Source organism: Agromyces sp. MMS24-K17, from assembly GCF_043950245.1.
Lineage (GTDB): Bacteria > Actinomycetota > Actinomycetes > Actinomycetales > Microbacteriaceae > Agromyces.
The window spans coordinates 1,316,092-1,339,546 of the sequence record NZ_CP171640.1; the positions used below are offsets into that span (position 1 = coordinate 1,316,092).

The following is a 23,455-nucleotide window of genomic DNA, read 5'->3' on the forward strand; positions in this document are numbered from 1 at the left end:
AGCGCCGGCCCGTCGTCCGGTCGGTGCCCTACCGGAGCGCGCCGAGCCGCTCGAGCAGCTCGCGGTACCGCGCCGTCGTCTGCGCGACGATCTCGTGCGGCAGCGTCGGCGGCACCTCGGTCACCGACTGGTCCCAGTTCGTCGCGAGCCAGTCGCGCACGATCTGCTTGTCGAAGCTCGCCATCCGCAGCGCCGGCGTCGCCTCGGTGCGGTACGCGTCGCCGTCCCAGTAGCGGCTCGAGTCGCTGGTGAGCACCTCGTCGCCGAGCGTGATGATGCCGGTGTGGCGATCGGCGCCGAACTCGAACTTCGTGTCGGCGAGGATCACCCCGCGCGCCTCCGCGATCTCGGACGCGCGCCGGAACACGTCGAGCGACAGGGAACGCAGCTGCTCGGCCACCGTCTCGCCGACGAGGTCGACCGTGCGCTCGTAGCTGATGTTCTCGTCGTGCTCCCCGAGCGGGGCCTTCCACGCCGGGGTGTAGATGGGCTCGGGCAGGCGGTCGCCGTCCTGCAGGCCCTCGGGCAGCGGCAGCCCCCCGATCGCGCCGGTCGCGACGTACTCCTTGTACCCGCTGCCGGTCAGGTAACCGCGCACCACGCACTCGATCGGGAACATGTCGAGCGTGCGGCACAGCATCGCGCGGTCCGCGACGTGGGCCGGGATCTCGGGCACCTCGAACCGGTCGTCCTCGGCGTAGGCGAGGTGGTTGGGCACGTCGCGCAGCTCGCCGAACCACCACGTGGTCAGCGCGGTCAGCATCGCGCCCTTCCCGGGGATCGCCGGCTCGAGCACCTGGTCGAACGCGCTCACCCGGTCGCTGGCGACGACGAGCACCACGGGCGACCGGTCGAGCGGGTTGCCCGACCAGGTGTCGTCGTCGTCGGGCGTCGACGCGGGCACGTACAGGTCGCGCACCTTGCCCGAGTAGACGTGCGTCCAGCCGGGCAGCTCCAGCGGGTCGATCGAGGTCATGTGAGTCCTTCCGTTGCCGTCGTCGGGGGCGGCCGCGTCAGCCGGCGACGCGCGCCGCGATGTCGGTGCGGAACTGGCCGCCCTCGAGCCCGATGCGCCCGATCGCGTCGTAGGCGCGGCGGCGGGCGTCGGCGAAGTCCGAGCCGACGGCGACGACGTTCAGCACGCGGCCGCCGGTCGCCGCGAGATGCGTGTCGGCGCCCTCGCCCGCGACCGCGGTCGCCGCGTGCACCAGGTGGACGCCCGGCACGGATGCCGCGTCGTCGAGCCGCTCGAGCGGCCGGCCCGTGATCGGCGACTCCGGGTAGCCCTCGCTCGCGAGCACCACCGTGACCGCGACGTCCGACGTGAACGCGGGGCGCTCGGCGCCGCCGAGCCCGCCCGTCGAGGCCGCGAGCAGCAGGCCCGAGAGCGGCGTCTCGAGGCGCGGCAGCACGACCTGGGTCTCGGGGTCGCCGAAGCGGGCGTTGAACTCGATGACGCGGATGCCCCGGGTCGTGAGGATGAGCCCCGCATAGAGCAGGCCGATGAACGGGGTGCCCTCGGCCTCGAGCTGCCGCACGGTCGGCAGGGCGATGGTCTCGAGCACCTCGTCGACGAACGCGCGCTCGTCGGCGAAGGTGCCGCCGCGGCCGTCGACGGCGTCGGGCAGCCACGGCAGGGGCGAGTACGCGCCCATGCCGCCCGTGTTCGGGCCGGCATCGCCGTCGAGGAGGCGCTTGAAGTCCTGGGCGGGCGACAGCGGCACGACGTCGTGGCCGTCGGCGAGGAAGAACAGCGACACCTCCTGGCCGTCGAGGAACTCCTCGATCAGCACCGAGCCCTGCTGGAGGTAGTGGGCCGCGTGCGCGACGGCCGCGTCGCGGTCGGAGGTGACGAGCACGCCCTTGCCGGCGGCGAGCCCGTCGGCCTTCACCACGTACGGGGCGCCGAACTCGTCGAGCGTGCGCTCGACCTCGGCGACGTCGGTCGCGCGCACGGCGCGGCCGGTCGGCACGCCCGCGGCGTCCATGATGCGCTTGGCGAACGCCTTCGAGCCCTCGAGCTGCGCGGCGACCTTGCCCGGACCGAAGACCGGGATGCCCTTCGCCCGGACCGGGTCGGCGACGCCCGCGACGAGCGGCGCCTCGGGGCCGACGACGACGAGGTCGATGGCGTTGTCGACGGCGTAGTCGGTGACGACGGCGCCGTCGGTCGGGTCGAGCGCGATGGTGGTCACCGTGCCGCGCGCGGCGGAGGTCGGCGACGCCGCGATGCCCGCGTTGCCGGGGGCCGCGATGATCTCGTGGCCGGCCTCCTCGTCGAGGAGGCGGAGGATGATGGCGTGCTCCCGCGCGCCGGAGCCGAGGACGAGGATTCGCACCGGTCAAGGGTACCCGACCGCCCCTCGCGCGGCCTCGCCGTGACGGGCCGCGACGGGACGGTGGAGACTGGGGGGATGGCACGGGCGAGGATCGACGACCTGGCGGGGCGCGACGCGGTCGCGACGTGGACGGCGGCGCAGGCGGCGGGCGGCACCGCCGTCGACCGGAACACGCTCGCGCTGGCGGTGCGCTACACGCTGCAGGTGCTCGCCGAGGTCGCCCCGGGCGGCACGGTCGAGGTGCGGGTGCCGCCGTTCGGCGCGGTGCAGTGCATCGAGGGCCCGCGGCACACCCGAGGCACGCCCCCGAACGTGATCGAGACGGATGCCCCGACCTGGCTCGGCCTCGCGACCGGCTCGACGACGTGGGAGGACGCGCGTGCGGCGGGGAAGGTGCACGCGTCGGGCCAGCGGGCCGACCTGGGGAACTGGCTGCCGATCGTCCGCTGATCGGTGCGCCCGCCCGGGCGACGTCTCGGGCGGACGCGTGCGTCAGCCGCCGTCGCGCACCGGCAGCACGAGCGGCACCCCCGTGCGCGGATGCGGCAGCACGTCGACCGCCTGCCCGTACACCTCGCCGATCGCGTCGGCGGTGAGCACCTCGGCCGGCGACCCCGTCGCGTGCACGCGACCGCCGCGGAGGAGCGTGAGGTCGTCGGCATAGGCCGCCGCGAGGTTCAGGTCGTGCAGCACCACGACGACCGTGCCCCCGGCCGACGCGCGCTCGCGGGCCAGGCGCAGCACGTCCTCCTGGTGGCGCAGGTCGAGCGCCGCGGTCGGCTCGTCGAGCAGCAGCACCGGCGTGCGCTGGGCGAGCACCCGGGCGAGGGCGACGCGGGCGCGTTCGCCGCCCGACAGCGACGGCACGGTGCGGGCGGCGAGGTGGGAGACATCCGTCTGGGCCATCGCCTCGTCGATCGCGGCCTCGTCGTCGTCGGCCGCGGGCGTGCGCGACCACGGGTGCCTCCCCATCTCGACGACCTCGCGCGCGGGGAACGGGAAGGTCACGGCGTGCTCCTGGGTGAGCACCGCCCGGTGCCGGGCGAGCGCGGCGAGGCCGATGCCCGCGAGCGGCCGGCCGTCGAGCGTGACCGCTCCGGAGGACGCGGTGCGGTCGCCGGCGAGCACGCCGAGGAGCGTCGACTTGCCGGCGCCGTTCGGGCCGATGAGGGCGTGCACCCGGCCGGGCGACGCGGCGAAGTCGACCGCGGCCAGCAGGTCGGCGCCGTCGACGGAGACGGTGACGGCCTCGGCGCGGAGCAGTCCCGTCGCGGCTCCCGCGGACGCCGGTTCGCGCAGGGGGACGCTCGCGCTCATCCCCAGCCTCCCGCCCGGCGGCGCGTGCGTCGCAGCAGCCAGAAGAAGAACGGGCCGCCGACGAGCGAGGTGAGCACGCCGATCGGCAGGTCGGCCATCGGCACCGCGGTGCGCGCGACGAGGTCGGCCACGACGAGCAGGAGCGCGCCGCCGAGGGCGCTCGCGACGAGCAGTCCTCGGTGCGCCGGGCCGATGACCATGCGCATGAGGTGCGGCACGATGAGCCCGACGAAGCTGATGATGCCCGCGAAGGCGACGGCCGCGCAGGTCAGCACCGCGACGACCACGATCGAGATCGCCCGCGTGCGCTCGACGTCGACGCCGAGGTGGCGGGCACCGCGCTCGCCGAGGGAGAACAGGTCGAAGGTTCTGGCCATCGCGAACGACGCGACCAGGCCGATCGCGACGAGCGGCACCATCACCCAGACCTCCTGCCAGCGGGCGCCGTTGAGCGATCCGAGCTGCCAGAACACGATCTCCTCGCGCGACCCGCTGTCGCCGAGGAACATGAGCATCGCGAGCGCGCCGCCCGCGAACGCGTTCACCGCGATGCCGGTGAGCACGAGGGTGACGACCTCGGTGCGGCCCGACGCGCGACTCGTCAGGTAGACGATCGCCGTCGTCGCCACCCCTGCGACGAAGGCGAGGAGTGCCGTCGCCCAGTCGCCCCAGGCGGTCAGGCCGAACACGATCGCGACGGCGGCGCCGAGGGCGGCGCCCGACGAGACGCCCACCACGCCGGGCTCGGCGAGCGGGTTCGCGAACACGGCCTGCATGACGGCGCCGGCGACCGCGAGCGCCGCCCCGACGAGCAGGCCCATCGCGATGCGCGGGAAGCGGATGGTCCAGAGCGCCGCGTCGGCGTTCGGCGTCGCCTCGGGCGCGGTCGAGAGGCCGGTCGCGCGGAGGATCGAGTTCCACACCTCGGCGGGGGAGATCGGCAGCTGGCCGACCATCGCCGAGACCAGCACGGCGGCGACGAGCGCGACGGCGAGGCCGGCGAAGAGGAGGGCGGCGCGGCCGGGGCGGGCGCGGCGGCCACGCGGCGCGGCCGGTCCGCCGGGTCGCGCGGCGGGTGCGGCGGCGGGCGCGGGCGGATGCCCCGGGCCGGCGTCCCGGCCGGCGAGCATGGTCGGCTCAGTCATCCGAACCGGCCTGCGGCGTGGCATCCGAACCGAGGTGGCCGGATGACGCCGGCGCCCAGATCGCCCGGGCGAGCGCCTCGACGACCGCGGGCGTGCGCGGACCGAACCCGAGGATCTCGGTGTCGGCCATGTCGACGAATCGGCGGTGCTCCCCCGCGGGCGTGGTCGCGAGCGCCGGGACCTTCTCGAGCAGGCCGTCGACCCCGCCGACCGACTCGAGGCCGCCGGTCATCAGCAGCACCAGCTCGGGCTGCGCTGCGGCGATCGCCTCGGCGGTCACGGGCCGCATGCCCTGCCAGCCGATCTCGCCGGCCACGTCGTAGCCGCCGACCGCGTCGATGAGCGAGTCGGCGCCCGACTCCTCGCCGAAGAGGTAGTAGACGTTCGCGCTGCCGCGGACGTAGAGGAAGATCGTGCGCGGCCGGTCGGCCGCCTCGGCCGGGATGCCGGCGGCGATCGTCGCGGCGATGTCGTCGAGGTCGCCCTGGATGGCGTCGGACAGGAGCTTGCCGCGACCGGGGACGCCGAGGGCGTCGGCGACCTCGGCGACGACCTGCTCGACGTTGTCGACGCGGCGCTCGGACGTGGTGATGACGACCGGGATGCCCGCGTCGCGCAGCTGCTCGAGCACGTCGCGCGGGCCGAGCGTGGTGTCGGTGAGGACCACGGTCGGGTCGAGCGCGAGGATCGACTCGGCCGAGAGCGAGTGGCCGTCCTGCGTGACGACGGGCAGGTCGGATGCCTCGGCGAACCCCGTCGAGCCGTCGCGCCCGACTACGCGGTCGCCGAGGCCCAGGCCGAAGACGGTCGCGGCGAGCGTGCCCGAGATGTCGAGGGCGAGGATGCGCGAGGCATCGCTCACCGTGACCTCCTCGCCGTCCGCATCGGTGACGGTGAGCGGCACGGCGGGCTCCTCGTCGGACTCGATCATCGGCAGGCCCGCGTCGGCGAGGCAGGCGGTCGACGGGCCCTCCAGCTCGCGCGCGTCGGTCGCGAAGGCGACCTCGGCGAACGGGATCTCGGTGCCGCGGCAGGCCTGCCCGGCTTCGCCCGAGGAGCCGGATGCCGCGCCGCCGGTGGCGGCCGAGGGCGCGGCGCAGCCGGCCAGCAGGGCGACCGAGGCGAGGGCGGCGGCGGCCGGAAGGGCGGCGCGACGGAGCAGGCGGGGGATCGGGCGGGGCATGAAGTTAGGTTAGCCTATCCTAAAAGTTGACACGGGTCTCCGCGGCGACGTAGGTTCGCTACTTAGCTGAGCCTAACCTAAGGGCTCGTCCCCCTCGTGTCGTCCTGGCGCCGTCGCCTGCGCCCGCGCTCCGTGACGTCACCCACCAGAAGAGGACCCTGTCGTGAGGACAACGTCACCCGAGCCCGACACGGCTCGAACCCCGAGACCCGCACGCGCTCGCCGCTGGGCGGCCGCCCTGCTCGCCGCCCTCGTGGCGACCGGCGGCGGCATCGTCGCGGCGGCGCCCGCCGTCGCCGACGCCGCCCCCGCCGTCACCGTGACCGAAGCGCCCCGCGAGGGCGGCACCGTCACGGTCACCGGCACCGGCTTCACCGCCGACGCCACCGGCGTCTACGTCGGCTTCGGCGACGCGTCGCTCACCGGCATCTACGGCGCCGGCTTCGACATCGCGAACGCCGTCTGGGTGGCCGTCGGACAGGTCGCCACCGGGGCGCGGGCGCCCATGGGCGCCGACGGGTCCTTCTCGGTGCAGTTCACCGTGCCGGCCGCCGGGGGGGCGGATCTCGCGGTGTTCACCTCCAAGGCGCACGGCCAGGGCGCGATGAACCCGTCGCAGGACACGAAGACCGCGATCGCGTACGCGCCGGAGCCGGAGCCGGAGCCGGAGCCGGAGCCCGAGCCCGAGCCCGGCGAGGGCACGGACCCGGGCGACGGCACGGACCCGGGCGAGGGGACCGACCCCGGCACCCCGGAGCCCGCGACCCCGACGCTGACCGTGTCGAAGACCGCCGGGCTCAACCCCGCCGGCGACACCGTCACGATCACCGCGGCGAACTACGCCACCGGCTTCACCTCGCGCTACGCGCCCGGCGAGGCGGGCTTCTACCTGCAGGTCGGCTGGCTCGACCCGGTGTGGAAGGCCTCCGAGAACGCCCCGTCGTCGGCCCGCTCGAACGCGGTGAACACGTGGGTCGCGGATGACGCGAACACGATCGCGCCGACGAAGTGGACCCGCAACGCCGACGGCACCGCGAACGTGACCTGGACGACGACGATCACGAAGACCGCGCTCGACGCCAAGGCCCGTGACGGCGCGACCCTCGCGGTCTTCTCGCTCGGCGCCGGCGGCGCGAACCAGGCCGCGAACGAGCTCGCCGTGCCGATCTCGTTCGCCCGGCCCGAACTCACCGTCTCGAAGACCTCCGGCCTGAATCCGGCCGGCGAGACCCTCACCATCACCGCGACCGACTACGTCACCGGCTACCGCTCGGCCTACGCCCCCGGCGAGGCCGGGTTCTACCTCCAGGTCGGATGGCTCGCCCCGACGTGGAAGCCGTCGGAAGGCGCCCCGTCGTCGGCGCGCACCAACGCGGCCAACACGTGGGTCGCCGACGACGCGAACACGATCGCACCCACGAAGTGGACGCGGAACGCCGACGGCACCGCGGAGGTCACGTGGTCGACGACCGTCACGAAGGCCGCCCTCGACGCCAAGGCGAAGGACGGCTACACGCTCGCCGTGTTCTCGCTCGGCGCCGGCGGCGCGGTGCAGGCGGCCAACGAGCTCGCCGTCCCCCTCTCGTTCGCGGCGACGCCGTCGCTCACCGTCTCGAAGACCGAGAAGCTCGACCCGGCCGGCGAGGACCTCGTGATCCGCGCCACCGGCATGCAGACCGGGTTCGCGTCGAAGTACACGCCCGGCCAGGCCGGCTTCTACATCCAGGTCGGCTGGCTCGACGAGACCTGGAAGCCGTCCGCCGGCGCGCCGTCCTCGGCCCGTTCGAACGCCGCCAACACCTGGGTCGCCGACGCCGCGAACACCGTCGCGCCCACGAAGTGGACCATCGAGGCCGACGGCACCGCCTCGGTCGAGTGGTCGGTGACGGTCTCGAAGGCCGCACTCGACGCGAAGGCCCGTGAGGGCGCCACGCTCGCCGTGTTCACCCTCGGCGCCGGCGGCGTCGTGCAGGCGGCGAACGAGCTCGCCGTGCCGATCGCCTTCGCCACCGGGCCGAACGCGGTGCTGTCGGTCACCCCGTCGACCGACGTCGACGCCGCGGTCGCGAACACCTTCACCGTGACCGGCACCGGCTACATCGGCGCGGGCGCGGCGCAGGGCGCGTACGTCGTGATCGGCGAGGACGGTCGCTGGACCGGCGACGGGCCGCTGCCGGGCTCCGGCTGGATCGCGCTCGCGTGGGTCATGCCGTCGCAGATCGTCGACGGCGCGTTCAGCACGAAGCTCACCGTGCCCGCGGGCACGTTCGCACCGGGCGGCACCTACGTCGTCGCCTCGTCGGCCGCGCACGCGCTGTCGGCGACGAACCGCACGCTCGACGCCTTCGCGCCGATCACGGTCGAGGCCGGCGCGCCGGTCGACCCGACCGATCCCACCGATCCCACCGACCCGACCGACCCCGGCACCACGCCGCCGGTCGTCGTCGCGGGCGGTTCGCTCAGCTGGGGCCTCAGCGCCGAGTTCCGCGACTACGTGCTCGGCCCGATCGCGGGCGGCTCGATCGCCGTCGGCGGCGGCGCGACGCGCAGCGGCTCGGTGTTCCAGTTCGGCCAGACCGGCGGCACGTTCAGCGCCGTCAGCGGCGTCGGCACCGCGACCTACGCGGGCAGCGCCCGCTTCACGGGCCACGGCGGCGTGCTCGACCTGACGTTTGCGAACCCGACCCTGCGGGTCACCGGGCTCTCGACCGCCGTGCTCGAGCTCGGCGTGAACGGCAGCCGCGTCGACTTCGCGACGGTCGACCTCGGTCGCGCGACCCGCTCGACCGTCGACGGCGCGACCCGGTTCGCCGGCGCGCCGACGTCGCTCACCGCCGCCGGTGCCGCCGCGTTCGACGGGTTCTACGGCGCAGGCAAGGCGCTCGACCCGCTGACCGTCGTCATCGGCGCGGCCGCCCCGGCTCCCGCCGGCAGCACCTCGACGGTCGCGGCGACCACGGCGACCGCCTCGGCATCGACGGCCCGGGACATCCCGGCCGCCCCGCCCGCGACGACCGGCATCGACCTCACGCCCGAGCAGCTCGAGGCGCTCGTCGGGGGCCGCGAGGTCACGTTCTCGGTCGGCGGCTTCCAGCCGAACGAGGAGGGCATCGCCGTCGTCGTCTACTCGACGCCGACCGTGCTCGCCCGCGACCTCGTCGCCGACGACGGCGGCGTCGTCACCTGGACCGGCGTGCTGCCGGCGGGTCTCGAGGCCGGCGAGCACACGCTGACGGTGCAGGGCTCGGTGGCGCGGGGCATCCGCTTCACCATCCCGGCCGCAGCCCAGAGCCAGTGCCAGGCGACCGACGCCACCCTCGACTGGGGCTTCAAGGAGAGCTTCCTGAGCTACCTGTCGAGCGGCATCGCGAACGGCGAGTGGGTCGTCACCGGCGCGACCGAGGGCGACGCGGGCTTCGCGTTCGCCGGCGGCGCCGGAACGTACGACCCCGAGACCGGCCGCGGCGTGCTCGCCTGGACCGGCCAGGTCGAGTTCACCGGCCACGACGGCGCGCTCGACACGACGATCGCGAACCCGAAGGTCGAGCTGAACGGCGACGGCACGGCGTACCTGCTGCTCGACGTGCAGGGCACCACGCAGTCGGGCGAGCCGGTCGCCGCACAGGGCGTGCGGTTCGCCGAGCTCGAACTGCCGGCCGGCGCCGAGGGCACGCTCGACGTCGATGCCGCGGCCGCGGTGCTCACCGAGGAGGGCGCCGCCGCGTTCGGCACCTACGCCGCGGGCGAGGCGCTCGACCCGGTGACCTTCGCCGCGACGGTCCCGGCCGACTGCGGGCTCGTCGCCCCCGCGGCCGCGGTCGCGGAATCGGAGACGGCGTCGGATGACTCGGCCGAGGCCGCGGTCGAGCCGGTGTCGGCGGATGCCTCGTGGATCGTGTGGCTCCTCGCGGCGCTCGCGCTCGTCATCGCCGTGCTGGTGGTGCTCGCCATCGTGCTGCGCCGCCGTCGCACGGAGGCCGGCACGCAGGGCTGACCCGCAGCGAGAACGCGCACCCGCCGGCGGAGCCGGTGCCCGGCCGAGTGGCCGGGCACCGGCTCCGCCGCGTCGGGAGGAGGTGCGCCCGTGGCATCCGCTCGCCGCGCCGCGCCGCGCCTCGTGCGAGCCGTCCGTTCGCCGTGGCATCCCGCGCGCCGCCGGGGCCGCGTGATGTCGCCGATATCGCGCACCTCGCCGCCCGCGGGCGTCCAGTTCTGCGACATCGCTGGACGAGGTGGCAGGAATGGTCGCTGTGCACCGTCGAGGTGCGCAACTTGGGCGACATGACGGAGCGGGATGGTGGCTGGGGCCGGTCGGCGATGGGCAGGGCGGGCGGATGCCCCGGCCGGTCAGTCGTCGACGGTGTGCGTGGCCTCGTGCTCGGCGATCGCCGACGTGGGGTGGCGCGAGAAGGCGCGGTCCAGCGCGAGGGCGATGAGCGCCGCGAAGCCGACGCCGATGGCGCCGAGCGCGATCAGCAGGAAGCCGAAGACCTGGCCGCGGTCGAACTGCTCGTTCTCGGGGAAGGCGAACGTGAGGATGAGCGCGATCACCGCGCCGAGCACGCCGCCCGCGAGCATGAAGCTGCCGTAGCGCGGCGACCGGCGCACCGTGACGGTCTCGTCGTCGACGTCGGTCGTGAGCACGGGCTCGTCGTACTCGATGCGCTCGACCGGGTGGGCGTGGCCCGCATCGGGAGCGCCGTCGGCGTCGGCCGCGGACGGCTCGACGGCCTCGATCGGCTCGAGGGCGCCTCCGTCGCGGTGCTGGGGCTCGACGGGCTCGGACGGCGTGGGGGTGTCGCTCACCCGTCCATTGTCCCAGACCTCGCCTGGGCAACCACCCGAACGGCGCCAGCTCGGCGGCGACCTCGGCGGCGCCACCCGACCGGCGCCGGTCGGAGGGGCGTCAGCTGAGCTGCGTCTGCTCCACCCAGTCGAGGTACTCCTCGGTGACCGTGCCGGTGACGTACTCGCCGGTGAAGCACGAGAGGTCGAGGTCGGTGATCGACGTGCCCTCGGTGATCGCGGCCCGCAGGTCGGCGACCTCCTGGTAGATCATGTGGTCGGCACCGAGCTCGGCGGCGATCTCGGGGATGCGGCGGCCGTGCGCGATGAGCTCGCGGCGCGACGGCATGTTGATGCCGTAGACGTGCGGGTAGCGCACGGGCGGGGCGGCCGAGGTGAAGGTCACCTTGTTCGCGCCGGCGTCGCGGGCCATCTGCACGATCTGCTGCGAGGTGGTGCCGCGCACGATCGAGTCGTCGACGATGAGGATGTTCTTGCCCTTGAACTCCGTGCCCATCGCGTTGAGCTTCTGGCGCACCGAGCTCTTGCGCTGCGCCTGCCCGGGCATGATGAACGTGCGGCCGACGTAGCGGTTCTTGTAGAAGCCCTCGCGGTACTCGATGCCGAGCTTCTGCGCGACCTGCATCGCCGCGGGGCGGGACGAGTCGGGGATCGGCATGACCACGTCGATGTCGCCGAGCGGCATGTGCGCGGCGACGGTGCTCGCGAGCCGGTCGCCCATGCGCAGGCGCGCCTCGTACACCGAGATGCCGTTCATGACGGAGTCGGGACGCGCGAGGTAGACGTACTCGAACGAGCAGGGCACGAGGCGCGGGTCGCGGGCGCACTGGCGGGTGAACAGCTCGCCGTCGAGGGAGATGAACACGGCCTCGCCGGGCTCCACGTCGCGCACGATCTCGTAGTCGCCGTTCTCGAGCACGAGCGACTCGGAGGCGACGATCCACTCCGACTTGCCGGCCTCGGTGACGCGGCGGCCGAGGATGAGCGGGCGGATGCCGAACGGGTCGCGGAACGCGAGCAGGCCGTAGCCGGCGATCATCGAGATGACGGCGTACGAGCCCTCGACGCGCTCGTGCACCTGGGTGACGGCGTCGAAGACCTGGTCGGGGTCGAGCTCGGGGCCCTTGATCTGGCCCTGCAGCTCGGTGGCGAGCACGTTGAGGAGCATCTCGGTGTCGCTCGTCGAATTCACGTGGCGACGGTCGATCGAGAACAGGTCGCGCGAGAGCTCACGGGTGTTCGTGAGGTTGCCGTTGTGCACGAGGACGATGCCGTAGGGCGCGTTCACGTAGAACGGCTGGGCCTCCTCCTCGCGCTCGGCTGCGCCCTTGGTCGTGTAGCGCACGTGGCCGAGGCCGATGTTGCCGAGCAGCGAGCGCATGTCGCGCGTGCGGAACGCCTCGCGCACCTGCCCGCGCGCCTTGGCCATGTGGAACACGGGGCCGTCGGCCGTGGCGATGCCCGTCGAGTCCTGCCCGCGGTGCTGCAGGAGCAGCAGGCTGTCGTAGATCTGCTGGTTGACGGGCTCGGTGGAGACGATGCCGACGATGCCGCACATGCGAGCGAGTGCTCCTCGGGGGGTTTGGCTGCTCGGCCCGATCGGACCGCGACGATTCTCCCACACCCGCGCGTGTGAGCCGCCTGAGCGCCCGCTGCCGCTCACCTGAGCATCGGCCTGCGCGACCGGCGGTCGAGCCCGTCGGTTCGAGCCTGTCGAACCACGGTGGTCGAGCCGGTCGAACCCACGGCTCACGGTGCCGACAGGCTCACCACCCGTCCGGGCTCAGTCCCGCAGGCGGGGTCGCCATCCGCGCGTCGCGACGGCGAGCTCGTTCCACGCGTTCACCGACACGGTGAGCGCCAGGAGGGCGGCGATCTCGTCGTCGTTCCAGTGGGCGGCGGCCTCGGCGAACACGTCGTCGGGCACGTGCGTCTCGCTGAGCCGGGTGACCGACTCGACGAGGCCGAGGGCGGCGCGCTCGCGCGCGGTGAAGAAGTTCGACTCGGGCCACACGGCGATCGCGTAGACCCGCTGCTCGGACTCGCCCGCCACGCGGGCGTCGCGCGAGTGCAGGTCGACGCAGTACGAGCAGCCGTTGAGCTGCGATGCGCGCAGGCGAACCAGCTCGCGGATGCCGGCGCCGAGGCCGGCGCGGTCGGCCTCCGCCTCCGCGGCGTCGTCGAGCGCGCTGACGGCGCGGGTGAAGGCGGGCGCGACGCCGTCGATGTCGAGGCGGCGGCGGGGCGCGACGTAGGCGGATGCCTCGTGCGCGTGCTGCTCGGCGGCGGCGGCGGCGGGTCGGTCGGTGGTCGTGAGGGTCTCGGCGGTCTCGGTTGAGGTCATGGATTTCACGCTACGGACGTCGCCGGGCGCTGGTACCGTCCAATCCCATGGCGAGGGATTGGGCCGATTCGGGATTGGATCTCCACCTCCTCGTCGACGGCCGGCGCAAGGTCGCCTCGCTCGAGGAGGCGCTCCGCGACGCGATCGCCGCCGGCCGGCTCGCCGCCGGCACCCGGCTCCCGCCGAGCCGCACCCTCGCGACCGATCTCGGCATCGCCCGCAACAGCGTCGCCGAGGTGTACGCGCGGCTCGTGGCCGAGGGCCGGCTCGAGGCCCGGGTCGGCGCCGGCACCTGGGTCGCCGACCGGCCGTCGGCGGGGCCCGCGACGACGGCGCCCGTGCATCGGTCGACCCGGTTCGACCTCGACCTGCGCGGCGGGCTCCCCGACGGCTCGGCGTTCCCCCGCACGGCGTGGGCGCGGGCGACCGCCAGGGCGTTGTCCGGGGCATCCGCCGCCGCCCTCGGCTACTCCACGCCGGAGGGCGCTGCCGCGCTCCGCGTCGCGCTCGCCGACTACCTGGCCCGTGCGCGCGGGGTGGTGGCGTCGGCCGACGACGTGGTCGTCACGCACGGCTTCGGCGAGCTGCTCGCCCTCGCTGCGCGCGCCGTCGCCGCGCGAGGCGGCCGGCGCATCGCGGTCGAGGGGTACGGGCACGTGTCGCATCGCGACCTCCTCGTCGCGTCGGGGCTGGAGCCCGTGCCCCTGCCGGTCGACGACGACGGCGCGGTGGTCGAGGGCCTCGCCGGGGCATCCGTCGACGCGGTGCTGCTCACGCCCGCGCACCAGTTCCCGATCGGCGTGCCGCTGTCGGGCGCACGCCGCGCCGCGGTGGCGCGGTGGGCCGAGCAGACCGGCGGGCTCGTCGTCGAGGACGACTACGACGGCGAGTTCCGCTACGACCGCCGCGCGATCGGCGCCATGCAGGCACTCGCGCCCGGCCACGTCGTCTACGGCGGCACCGCCAGCAAGTCGCTCTCGCCGGCGCTCGGCCTCGGGTGGGGCGTGGTGCCGCCCGCCTGGCGCGACGACCTGCTCGCGCAGCGCCGGCGGTCGGGCGCGGCGACCGACGCGATCGCGCAGCTCGCGCTGGCCGCCCTCATCGAGTCGGGCGACTACGACCGCACGGTGCGCACCCTGCGACTGCGGTATCGCGCGCGCCGCGAGCGGTTCGAGGAGCTGATGACGGAGGGCGCTCCCGGCTCCCGCGTCGTCGGGCTCGCCGCCGGCATCCACTGCCTGCTCGAGCTGCCCGACGGCGTCGCCGAGCACGACGTGAGCGAGGCGGCGGCCACGCGCGGGCTGCGCGTCGACGGGCTCGGCGCGTACGCGGCGACGCCCGACCTCGTCGACGCCCGCCCCGCCGCGATGGTCGTCGGCTACGGGGCCCCGCCGGCGCACCGGTTCGAGGAGGCGCTCGCCGTGGTGGTCGAGGCGATCCGCGTCGCCGCGCGGCGCGCTCCCGGCCGCTCCTCGGCCTGACGCCGGCGCGCGCGGCGCGCGTTCGAGAGCGCTCTCCGGACTACGCAGCCCACGTGGTGCGCGGCATCCGGCCCCTCCGGAAGGCTTCGGATGACCCGTACTCAGGAGGAGGAGATCCATGAAGTCCACCCGTGAACCGGGGCGACGCCCCGTCCGCACCGCGCTGGCGCTCGCCGGCGCGGTCGCCCTGACCGCCGTCGCGGTCGCACTGCCGTCGGCGGCCGGCGCCGTCCAACCCGCCGGCGGCGGCCACGGCGGCGGCGCGTCGGGCCCGAAGCCCACCGTCGTGCTGGTGCACGGCGCGTTCGCCGACGCATCCGGCTGGAACGAGGTGACCGAGGGCCTGCAGAAGAAGGGCTACACGACCCTCGCGGTCGCCAACCCGCTCCGCGGGCTGCACGCCGACGCCGAGTACCTGCGGCTGGTCCTGTCGACCATCGAGGGGCCGGTGATCCTCGTCGGGCACTCCTACGGCGGCGCGGTCATCACCAACGCCGCGACCGGCAACCCGAACGTGGAGGCGCTCGTCTACGTCGCCGCCTACGCGCTCGACGAGGGCGAGGCCCTGGTCGACGCGAACGCGCTCGGCGGCGGGCACACCGACCTGGCCGACCACCTCGTCTTCCGTCCGTACCCCGGTGCCCCCGAGAACGACGCCGACGGCTACATCGACCCGGCGTTCTTCCGCGAGCTGTTCGCCGCCGACCTGTCGAAGAAGGAGGCCGCGGTGCTCGCCGCGTCGCAGCGCCCGGCGGCCGTGTCGGCGCTGTTCACCCCGTCGGGCCCGCCCGCGTGGGCGAGCATCCCGAGCTGGTACCTCGTCGCCAAGCAGGACCACACGATCCCGCCGGAGGCCGAGCGCGCGATGGCCGCCCGGGCCGGCTCGACCACGATCGAGATCGACAGCTCGCACGTGGCGATGATGAGCCATCCCGACGTCGTGCTGAAGCTCGTGCTGCAGGCCGACCAGGCGACCGGCTGACCGCCGCGGCCGGGTGACCGGCGGGGCGCCGCCTCAGTACTCCGAGGGCTTCGCGAGCACCGCCATGGTGCAGCGCGAGACGCACACGAGGCGTCCCTGCTCGTCGGAGATGCGGATGTCCCACACCTGCGTGGTGCGGCCCCGCGAGATGGGCCGCGCCTCGCCGGTCACCCAGCCGTCCGACACGGGCCGCACGTGGTTCGCGTTGATCTCCATGCCGACGCAGTAGAACTGCTCCGGGTCGACCGTGAAGCTCGACCCCCAGCTCGCCAGCGTCTCGGCGAGCAGCACGGATGCCCCGCCGTGCAGCACTCCGCCGGGCTGGCGGGTGCGCTCGTCGACGGGCATGCGCCCCTTCAGGGAGTCGTCGGTGAACTCGGTCATCTCGATGCCGAGCGACCGGATCGCGGTGCCCTCGCACCGGGAGTTCGCCCACTCGACGCTGGGTTCGCCGAACCAGATGCTCATGCCTGCGACGCTACCGCGGTGGTCGAGCCCGTCGAAACCACGCGGGACGACTACGCCAGCTCCGCGATGATCGGATGGATCGCGTCGTCGAACGCCACCGCGTCGGAACGGAGCAGGTCGGTGACGGCGACGGTCGTGCTCCCGATCCACCACACGCCCGACTGGGTGAGCGGCAGCACCTCGACGTTCAGCTCGAACGAGTGCGCTCGCCGCCCGACCTCGCGCTCGTGCACCGCGATGGTGCCGGCGTAGGCCCGGTAGGAGTCGCCGCGGCGGGCGTTCGACGCCTGCCGGTACCCGTCGTGCGCCCACGTCGCCCACGACCGCGCGGCCTCGGCGTGCGGCACGATCGCCTGCGCCAGGTCCTCCGCGCCGGTCACCGGCAGCGCCACCTCGGTGTCGTACGCGTCGACCAGCTCGAGCGGCACGGGCGACGGATGCGCCTCGGGCTCCACGGTCATCGCCCACCACTCGCGCCACTGCCGCTCGAGGCGATCCTGCCCGTCGATCGGCAGCCGCGCGCCGATCGCGCCGATGTCACGGAGTCGCGGGAGCTCGACGGGGGAGGCGACGGAGAGCACCTCGCGCAGGTAGAGGGCGAGCAGTACCGACCGTGTCGCGTTCTCGCGAATCACCCAGCTCGGTCCGCCCCCCGGGGTCATACCGGAATTCTACGTCCGGACGCCGTTCCGCGGCGGGGGAAACGGGCCGGACACGCCGGGTACCCTTGTCGGGTGAGCGCCAACTCGTCCTACGCCGCGGCCGGAGTCGACACCGCCGCCGGCGACCTCGCCGTCGAGCTGATGAAGGAGGCGGTGTCGAAGACCCACGGGCCCAACGTGCTCGGCGGCGTCGGCGGCTTCGCCGGCCTCTTCGACCTCTCCTTCGCGAAGGACTACGCGCGGCCGCTGCTCGCGACCTCGACCGACGGGGTCGGCACGAAGATCGCGATCGCGCAGGCGCTCGACGTGCACGACACCATCGGCCAGGACCTCGTCGGCATGGTCGTCGACGACATCGTCGTGGTCGGTGCGAAGCCGCTGTTCATGACCGACTACATCGCCTGCGGCAAGGTCGTACCCGACCGCATCGCGGCGATCGTCACCGGCATCGCCCGCGCCTGCGCCGAGACCGGCACCGCCCTCGTCGGCGGTGAGACGGCCGAGCACCCGGGCCTCATGGGCGTCGACGACTACGACGTGGCGGGTGCCGCGGTCGGCGTGGTCGAGGCCGACCGCCTGCTCGGCGCCGAGCGCGTCGTCGACGGCGACGTCGTGCTGGCGATCGCCTCGAGCGGCCTGCACTCGAACGGCTTCTCCCTCGTCAGGCACATCCTCGCCGGCGCCGGCCTGTCGTACACGGATGCCTCGCCCGAGCTCGGCACGACGTGGGGCGAGGCCCTCCTCGAGCCGACCCGCCTCTACTCCGGCCCGCTCGTGCGCCTCCTCGAGGGCGAGCACGGTGCGGCCGTGCACTCGCTCTCGCACGTGACCGGCGGCGGCATCGCCGCGAACCTCGCCCGCGTGCTGCCGCGCGGCTCGTGGGTCGAGGTCGACCGCTCGACGTGGTCGCCGCAGCCGGTGTTCCGGGTGCTGAACGACCTCGCGGGCACGACGCTCGAGTCGACCGAGGGCACCTGGAACCTCGGCATCGGCTTCTTCGCCGTCGTCGGGGCCGACGGAGCATCCGACGTCATCGCCGCGCTCGACGGCCTCGGCCTCCCGGCCTGGCAGGTCGGCACGGTCGGCACCGGTGCCCGCGACCTCGCGGGCTTCGAGCAGGGCGCCAAGGGCGTCGACGGCGGCGCCGTCCGACTCGTCGGTTCCTACCGGGACTGACCCGGTGACCGGCGAGGGGCGCCTCGGCGCGGTCTCCATCGGCATTCCGGGGCGGACGCCGCTCGACACGGTGCGCGCGCTCGCGACCCGGGTGGAGCGCCTCGGCTTCGGCACGCTCTGGGTGAACGACCTGCCGAACGGCGACTCCCTGGCGGCGCTCCGCGCCGCGGCGGAGGTGACCGACCGCATCGGCCTCGCGACCGGCGTGATCCCGCTCGACCGCCGGCCGGCCGAGTCGCTCGACCTCGACGGACTGCCGGCCGACCGGCTGGTGCTCGGCGTCGGCTCGGGTGCCGCCGCTCGGCCGCTCGGACTGGTCCGCGACGGCGTCGCCCTGCTGCGGACCCGTACCGATGCGGCGATCGTCGTCGGCGCGCTCGGCCCGCGCATGCGCCGCCTCGCGGCGACCGAGGCCGACGGGGTGCTGTTGAACTGGCTGACGCCGCAGGCGGCGGCGGAGGCATCCGCCGACCTGTGCCGTGACGCCGCCGACCGGCCCGACCGGCCGGCGACGCCCGCCGCGCCCGGCCGCCCCGTGCGTGCGGTGCTCTACGTGCGCACCATCGCCGACACCGCGGCCCGCGGCGTGCTCGAACGCGAGGCCGACGGGTACGCGCGGATCCCGGCGTACGCCGCGAACTTCGAGCGCCTCGGCTTCCGGGCGATCGACGCGACGCTCGACGGCCCCGCCCGGCTCGCGGACTATCGCGCCGAGGTCGACGAGGTCGTGCTGCGCGCGATCACGCCCGCGGGCACGCTCGAGGAGCTCGAGGCGTTCGCCGAGGCCACGGCCGCATGGGTCCCTCGGGAGGGGTGACCCGTGCGTCGTGCACGATCGGAACCGGCGGGTTCAGGCCGCGAACGGCCGCCCGCCCGGGTCAGCGCTGGGAAGAGCCGTCGCCGGGGACGTAGGAGTCGTCGTCGGCATACTCCGACCACTTCGACGACTCCTCGTCGTAGTGATCGTGCTGCGAGGTAGTGAGCTCGCGCTCAAGCGCACTGTAATCGGTCTCGGGGCTGAAGTACTTCAGCTCGCGAGCCACCTTCGTGTGCTTGGCTTTCTGACGGCCGCGCCCCATGCGTGACCCCCTTACGACTTCTGGCCGGGTGGGATGTCCATCACCCGGCTCGCACTGATAAATGATTCCCTCGGAGGAGTTTAGCACCCGAGCCGGTGCGGAATGATCGCTGTGCAGAGTGCCGAGACCCCCGGTTCGACGCGGCGCAGGGGGGCTCCGGCCGGTCCCTCGGGGGCCCGTCGAAACTGTGCGATCACCCAGCCGGGCATGGTTCGATTGACTCCGTGATGTCCGTGCCCGATCGCGTCAAGGTCGCGGTGATCGGCGCCGGCCAGGCCGGACTGTCGGTCGCCTTCTATCTGCGACGGTTCGAACTCGTCGCCGACGAGGACTTCGTCATGCTCGACCGCGCACCCGGGCCCGGCGGAGCGTGGCAGCACCGATGGTCGTCGATGAAGCTGGGCACCGCGCACAAGGTCAACGACCTGCCCGGCATGGCCGACCTGGGGCTCTCGTTCGAGACGGCCGACCGGTCGCTGCCCGCCCGCGAGGTCGTCGCCGACTACTACGGACGCTTCGAGCAGCACTACGACCTGCGCGTGCACCGCCCGGTCAACGTGCGCCGTGTCTCGAACGCCGGTCCCGACATCCGCATCACCTTCGACGACCTCTCGCCGCAGCCGGTCGAGGAGCAGCGCACGCGCGGGTTCTTCGGGCGCCGCCGCACGAACTTCCGCGAGCCCGAGGTCCCCCGCGGCGAGGTCAACGCGCAGTTCCTCGTGAACGCGACCGGCACCTGGGGGTCGCCGTTCGTGCCGTTCTACCCGGGCATGGGCCGCTTCCGGGGTCGGCACCTGCACACCTCCGACTTCGTCGACGCCGAGGACTTCCGCGACAAGCACGTCGTCGTGGTGGGCGGCGGCACCTCGGCCATCGGGTTCATGCTCGAGCTCGAGGGCGTCGCGGCGGGCCTCACGTGGGTGAGCCGGCGTCCGATCGACTGGCTCGACCGGATGGAGCTCGACCTGGAGGGCGCCTCGGCCGCCGTCGCCGCGCAGGACGAGGCGGCCCGCTCGGGTCGTGCCCTGCCGTCGATCGTGAGCGGCACCGGCGTGCCGAAGAGCCGCCGCATCGCCGCCGGCATCGAGCGCGGGCTCCTCGTGGCCCGCCCGATGTTCGAGCGGATCGAGGAGGATCGCGTCGTCTGGCCCGACGGCAGCTCGGCCCGCGCCGACGCGATCATCTGGGCCACCGGCTTCCGCCCGGAACTGCGCCACCTCTCGCCGCTGAAGCTCCGCGAGAAGGCGGGCGGCGTGGTCATCGGGCAGGGCGCGTCGTGGAACGACCCGCGCATCTTCCTCGCCGGGTACGGGCCGCAGGCCTCGACCATCGGGGCGAGCCGCGCCGGGCGCATGATCGCGCGCCAGATCATGGCGATGCTGTAGCACCACCGACCCCAGACGGATGCCTCGTCCTACCCCGCCGGAGGCGCCGGCCGCGGCGCCGTGCGCACCGCGCCGATCGAGGCCGCCACCACGAGGCCGACCGCGACGGCGCCCACCCACGTGAAGCCCTGGCCGAGCAGCACGAGGCCGGCCAGGGCGGCCATCGCCGGTGCGAGGCTCATGAGGACGGCGAACGTCGCCGCCGGCAGGCGGCGCAGTGCCAGGAGCTCGAGCGCGTACGGGATCGTCGACGACAGCAGGGCCACGGCCGCTCCGAGGGCGAGCACGTCGGGCCGCACCAGCACGGCGCCCGTCGTCGCGATGCCGAACGGCAGGATCGCGACGGCGCCGATCGCCATGGCGAAGGCGAGCCCGTCGAGCCCGGGGAAGCTGCGGCCGGTGCGCGCCGACAGCAGGATGTAGGCGGCCCAGGTGGCACCCGCGCCCGCCGCCAAGGCGACGCCGACGGGGTCGAGGTGGCCGAAGCTGCCCTGCCCGAGCAGCACGACGCCGACCGCGGCGAGGCCGGCCCAGAGCCACGCGGTCCAGCGCCGGCTCGCGACCACCGAGAGGGCGAGCGGCCCGAGCACCTCGATGGTGACGGCCGCGCCCAGCGGGATGCGCTCGATCGCGAGGTAGAACAGCGCGTTCATCAGCGCCAGGGCGAGCCCGAACCACGTCACGGTCAGCCAGGCCCCGGGCGTGCGGCCACGCAGTCGCGGCCGGGCGAGCAGCACCAGGATGAGCGCCGAGAACCCGAGGCGGAGCGTCACCATGCCGATCGGGCCGGCCGTCGGGAAGAGCAGCACCGCGATCGAGGCGCCGACCTCCTGGCACGCGAGGCCGATCACCACGAGCGCCGTCGCCCCCGCCGGACCGCCGAAGGCGGAGGCGAGTCGGGTGCGGATCACCCCTCGACGCTACCCGGCCGCGCGACGTGCCGCCGACGACGGCGAACGGAGCCGGCCGGCCGGCGCGGAGGCGGCCCGGTCAGCGCTTGGCGGACGCGCCCTGGATGGGCTTGCGCGCCGGCGGACGCACCGGCTCGCCGCGACGGTCCTGCCCGGGCAGCGGACGCGACCGCCGGCCGTAGAGCAGGTCGGAGGAGTCGAGCAGCCACGGCACGAGCGCCACGGTCACCCCGTGCACGAGCATGACCTTCTGCTGGATGCGCCGGGCCTTGTGGTTGTGCAGGAGGCTCTCCCACCAGTGGCCGACGATGAACTGCGGCATGTACACGGTGACGACCTCGGAGCCGTGCTCCTCGCGACGCTGCTTGATGTACTGGATCAGCGGGTAGCTGAGGTCGCGGTACGGCGACGACAGGATGCGCAGCTTCACGTGGATGTTCTGCTTCACCCAGTCCCGCTTGAGCTGCTTCGTCAGCTCGTCGTCGATCGAGACGTGCACGGCCTCGAGGCTGACGTGCTTCGCCGCGATCGCGTAGTCGAGGGCCTTCAGGGTGGGCTTCTGCATGCGGCCGACGAGCACGATCGCGTGGTCGCCGGTGGAGCCGAACGTCGTGGTCGGGTCGACCTCGACCTCCTTCTCGACGTCGCGGTAGTAGCGGTGCACGCCCATCATGAGGATGAACAGGATCGGCATCATCAGGAAGACCATCCACGCGCCGTGCGTGAACTTCGTGATGGTGACGACGACGAGCACCACTGCGGTGAGCGTCGCACCGAACAGGTTGATCGACAGGGCCCGGTAGATCGCACCGCGCGTCATCGGCCGCTGGTCGTCGTCGGCGGGGCCCGGACGGCCGCGTTTCGCGTGGGTGTGCTCGGGGGCCTTCAGCAGCCGGAGCCAGTGCCGCACCATGCCCGACTGCCCGAGCGTGAACGACACGAACACGCCGATGATGTAGAGCTGGATGAGCAGCGTCAGGTTGGCCTGGAAGATGACGAGGATCGTCGCGGCCGCCAGGGCCAGCAGGATCACGCCGTTCGAGTAGATCAGGCGGTCGCCGCGGGTCGAGAGCGACTTCGGCGCGTAGCCGTCGCGGGCGAGCACCGAGCCGAGCAGCGGGAAGCCGTTGAAGGCGGTGTTGGCCGCGAGCAGCAGCACGAGGGCGGCGGCGACCTGGATGACGTAGAACGGGATCGAGCCGTTGCCGAAGACGGCGGCGGCGATCTGCGCGATGAGGCTCGGCTGCGGCGCGGTCGCGCACTCCTCCCACCCGATCAGGTCGCAGGGGTTCTCGGCGTAGTGCACGTTCGAGACGAGCGCGAGGGTCGTGAGGCCGACGAAGAGGACGATGGCGATGCCGGCCATCAGCATGAGCGTCTTCTGCGCGTTGCGCACCTTCGGGCGCCGGAAGGCCGGCACGCCGTTCGCGACGGCCTCGACGCCGGTGAGGGCCGAACAGCCGCTCGCGAACGAGCGCAGCAGGAGCAGCACGAACGCGGCCTGGGCGATCGGCTCGGCCTCGACGCCGTAGGCGGCGGACTCGGCCACGGGCGGGTTGCCCATGAGGATCTGCACGAGCCCGGTGCCGATGAGGATGAGCACGCTGGCCGCGAAGAGGTACGTGGGCACGGCGAACGCCTTGCCCGACTCGCTCACGCCGCGGAGGTTCACGGCGGCGAGGAGGATGACGAACAGCACGGCGATCTCGACGCGCCACGGGTTCAGGTCGGGGAACGCCGAGATGATGTTGTCGACGCCCGACGCGACCGACACCACGACGGTCATGACGTAGTCGACGAGCAGCGCGGACGCCACGACGAGGCCCGCCTTCTCGCCGAGGTTCTTGTGCGCGACCTCGTAGTCGCCGCCGCCCGAGGGGTAGGCGCGGATCAGCTGCCGGTAGCTCAGCGCGACGGTCGCGAGCAGCACGACGACGGCGAGGGCGATCCACGGCGCGAACGCGAGGAAGGCGAGGCCGCCGGCCGTCAGCACCATCAGGAGCTCCTGCGGCGCGTACGCCACCGACGAGAGCGCGTCGCTCGCGAAGACGGGGAGCGCCACGCGCTTCGGAAGGAGCTGTCCCTCGAGTTTCTCGGTTGGCAGCTTGTCGCCGATGATCCAGTTCTTCGGCGACTTCAACTCTGCAGGAGGCGTGTCGCCCTCACTTGTCACGGCG

General features: G+C 73.7%; 20 protein-coding genes. 7 read left to right on the forward strand and 13 right to left on the reverse strand.

The genetic code is table 11. The features are described from left to right. Window positions 1–28: 28 nt before the first annotated feature. Both ACGGZK_RS05920 and purD read right to left on the reverse strand, forming a co-directional pair. Window positions 29–976: a phosphoribosylaminoimidazolesuccinocarboxamide synthase gene (locus ACGGZK_RS05920; RefSeq protein ID WP_395245341.1), complete on the reverse strand. Its 948-nt coding sequence runs from the start codon at window positions 974–976 to the stop codon at window positions 29–31. 37 nt (window positions 977–1,013) lie between these two features. Continuing rightward, entirely contained in the window at window positions 1,014–2,339 is a 1,326-nt protein-coding gene (gene purD, locus ACGGZK_RS05925; RefSeq protein ID WP_395245342.1) for a phosphoribosylamine--glycine ligase, read from the reverse strand. 75 nt (window positions 2,340–2,414) lie between these two features. Here purD and ACGGZK_RS05930 point away from each other — a divergent pair, with 75 nt between their 5' ends. Continuing rightward, window positions 2,415–2,789, forward strand: a complete 375-nt coding sequence (locus ACGGZK_RS05930) for a sterol carrier family protein (protein WP_395245343.1) — start codon at window positions 2,415–2,417, stop codon at window positions 2,787–2,789. Between the two features lie 42 nt (window positions 2,790–2,831). Here the strand turns inward: ACGGZK_RS05930 and ACGGZK_RS05935 are convergent, their stop codons facing one another. From ACGGZK_RS05935 to ACGGZK_RS05945, 3 genes are read right to left on the reverse strand one after another with little or no spacing between them, the layout of a single operon-like run. Next, a complete protein-coding gene (locus tag ACGGZK_RS05935) occupies window positions 2,832–3,656 on the reverse strand; it encodes a heme ABC transporter ATP-binding protein (RefSeq protein ID WP_395245344.1) in 825 nt (274 codons plus the stop codon). Next, window positions 3,653–4,801 (reverse strand): FecCD family ABC transporter permease, encoded by a 1,149-nt coding sequence (locus ACGGZK_RS05940; protein WP_395245345.1) that lies wholly within the window; start codon window positions 4,799–4,801, stop codon window positions 3,653–3,655. The genes ACGGZK_RS05935 and ACGGZK_RS05940 overlap by 4 nt, the downstream gene beginning before the upstream one ends. Next, window positions 4,794–5,984 (reverse strand): hemin ABC transporter substrate-binding protein, encoded by a 1,191-nt coding sequence (locus ACGGZK_RS05945; protein ID WP_395245346.1) that lies wholly within the window; start codon window positions 5,982–5,984, stop codon window positions 4,794–4,796. Before ACGGZK_RS05945 ends, ACGGZK_RS05940 begins: the two co-directional genes overlap by 8 nt. Window positions 5,985–6,147: 163 nt before the next feature. Here ACGGZK_RS05945 and ACGGZK_RS05950 point away from each other — a divergent pair, with 163 nt between their 5' ends. Then, window positions 6,148–9,978: an HtaA domain-containing protein gene (locus ACGGZK_RS05950; RefSeq protein WP_395245347.1), complete on the forward strand. Its 3,831-nt coding sequence runs from the start codon at window positions 6,148–6,150 to the stop codon at window positions 9,976–9,978. A gap of 353 nt (window positions 9,979–10,331) precedes the next feature. On the opposite strand, the gene ACGGZK_RS05955 is transcribed toward ACGGZK_RS05950, so the two are convergent. The 3 genes from ACGGZK_RS05955 to ACGGZK_RS05965 all read right to left on the reverse strand — a co-directional run bounded on the left by ACGGZK_RS05955 (window position 10,332) and on the right by ACGGZK_RS05965 (window position 13,134). Then, window positions 10,332–10,790, reverse strand: a complete 459-nt coding sequence (locus tag ACGGZK_RS05955) for a hypothetical protein (RefSeq protein ID WP_395245348.1) — start codon at window positions 10,788–10,790, stop codon at window positions 10,332–10,334. A 100-nt stretch (window positions 10,791–10,890) separates the two neighbouring features. Next, entirely contained in the window at window positions 10,891–12,348 is a 1,458-nt protein-coding gene (gene purF / locus ACGGZK_RS05960) for an amidophosphoribosyltransferase (protein ID WP_395245349.1), read from the reverse strand. Window positions 12,349–12,573: 225 nt separating this feature from the next. Next, window positions 12,574–13,134 carry a carboxymuconolactone decarboxylase family protein gene (locus ACGGZK_RS05965; protein WP_395245350.1) on the reverse strand — a complete coding sequence of 187 codons (561 nt, stop codon included), beginning with the start codon at window positions 13,132–13,134 and terminating at the stop codon, window positions 12,574–12,576. Between the two features lie 74 nt (window positions 13,135–13,208). Here ACGGZK_RS05965 and ACGGZK_RS05970 point away from each other — a divergent pair, with 74 nt between their 5' ends. Together ACGGZK_RS05970 and ACGGZK_RS05975 are read left to right on the forward strand one after the other, a co-directional pair. After that, window positions 13,209–14,615, forward strand: a complete 1,407-nt coding sequence (locus ACGGZK_RS05970) for a PLP-dependent aminotransferase family protein (protein WP_395245351.1) — start codon at window positions 13,209–13,211, stop codon at window positions 14,613–14,615. Between the two features lie 118 nt (window positions 14,616–14,733). Continuing rightward, window positions 14,734–15,597, forward strand: coding sequence for an alpha/beta hydrolase (locus tag ACGGZK_RS05975; protein ID WP_395245352.1), 864 nt, complete (start codon window positions 14,734–14,736; stop codon window positions 15,595–15,597). Window positions 15,598–15,630: 33 nt separating this feature from the next. Here the strand turns inward: ACGGZK_RS05975 and ACGGZK_RS05980 are convergent, their stop codons facing one another. Together ACGGZK_RS05980 and ACGGZK_RS05985 are read right to left on the reverse strand one after the other, a co-directional pair. After that, the gene (locus tag ACGGZK_RS05980) at window positions 15,631–16,065 is read right to left on the reverse strand and encodes a hotdog fold thioesterase (protein ID WP_395245353.1); all 435 of its coding nucleotides are present in this window, start codon (window positions 16,063–16,065) and stop codon (window positions 15,631–15,633) included. Window positions 16,066–16,115: 50 nt separating this feature from the next. Next, the gene (locus ACGGZK_RS05985) at window positions 16,116–16,727 is read right to left on the reverse strand and encodes a zinc-binding alcohol dehydrogenase (RefSeq protein ID WP_395245354.1); all 612 of its coding nucleotides are present in this window, start codon (window positions 16,725–16,727) and stop codon (window positions 16,116–16,118) included. Between the two features lie 72 nt (window positions 16,728–16,799). Here ACGGZK_RS05985 and purM point away from each other — a divergent pair, with 72 nt between their 5' ends. Then, window positions 16,800–17,903 carry a phosphoribosylformylglycinamidine cyclo-ligase gene (gene purM / locus ACGGZK_RS05990; RefSeq protein ID WP_395245355.1) on the forward strand — a complete coding sequence of 368 codons (1,104 nt, stop codon included), beginning with the start codon at window positions 16,800–16,802 and terminating at the stop codon, window positions 17,901–17,903. A 4-nt stretch (window positions 17,904–17,907) separates the two neighbouring features. Next, window positions 17,908–18,720, forward strand: coding sequence for an LLM class flavin-dependent oxidoreductase (locus ACGGZK_RS05995; protein ID WP_395245356.1), 813 nt, complete (start codon window positions 17,908–17,910; stop codon window positions 18,718–18,720). 61 nt (window positions 18,721–18,781) lie between these two features. Here ACGGZK_RS05995 and ACGGZK_RS06000 read toward each other — a convergent pair whose 3' ends face one another. Then, complete coding sequence (locus ACGGZK_RS06000) at window positions 18,782–18,982, reverse strand: DUF3073 domain-containing protein (protein WP_395245357.1); 201 nt, start codon at window positions 18,980–18,982, stop codon at window positions 18,782–18,784. Window positions 18,983–19,206: 224 nt separating this feature from the next. Between ACGGZK_RS06000 and ACGGZK_RS06005 the strand changes: the two genes are divergently transcribed. Further along, entirely contained in the window at window positions 19,207–20,367 is a 1,161-nt protein-coding gene (locus ACGGZK_RS06005; RefSeq protein ID WP_395245358.1) for an NAD(P)-binding domain-containing protein, read from the forward strand. 29 nt (window positions 20,368–20,396) lie between these two features. On the opposite strand, the gene ACGGZK_RS06010 is transcribed toward ACGGZK_RS06005, so the two are convergent. Next, window positions 20,397–21,278: an EamA family transporter gene (locus ACGGZK_RS06010; RefSeq protein WP_395245359.1), complete on the reverse strand. Its 882-nt coding sequence runs from the start codon at window positions 21,276–21,278 to the stop codon at window positions 20,397–20,399. A 79-nt stretch (window positions 21,279–21,357) separates the two neighbouring features. Continuing rightward, window positions 21,358–23,418, reverse strand: coding sequence for an APC family permease (locus tag ACGGZK_RS06015; RefSeq protein WP_395245360.1), 2,061 nt, complete (start codon window positions 23,416–23,418; stop codon window positions 21,358–21,360). Window positions 23,419–23,455: the final 37 nt, after the last annotated feature.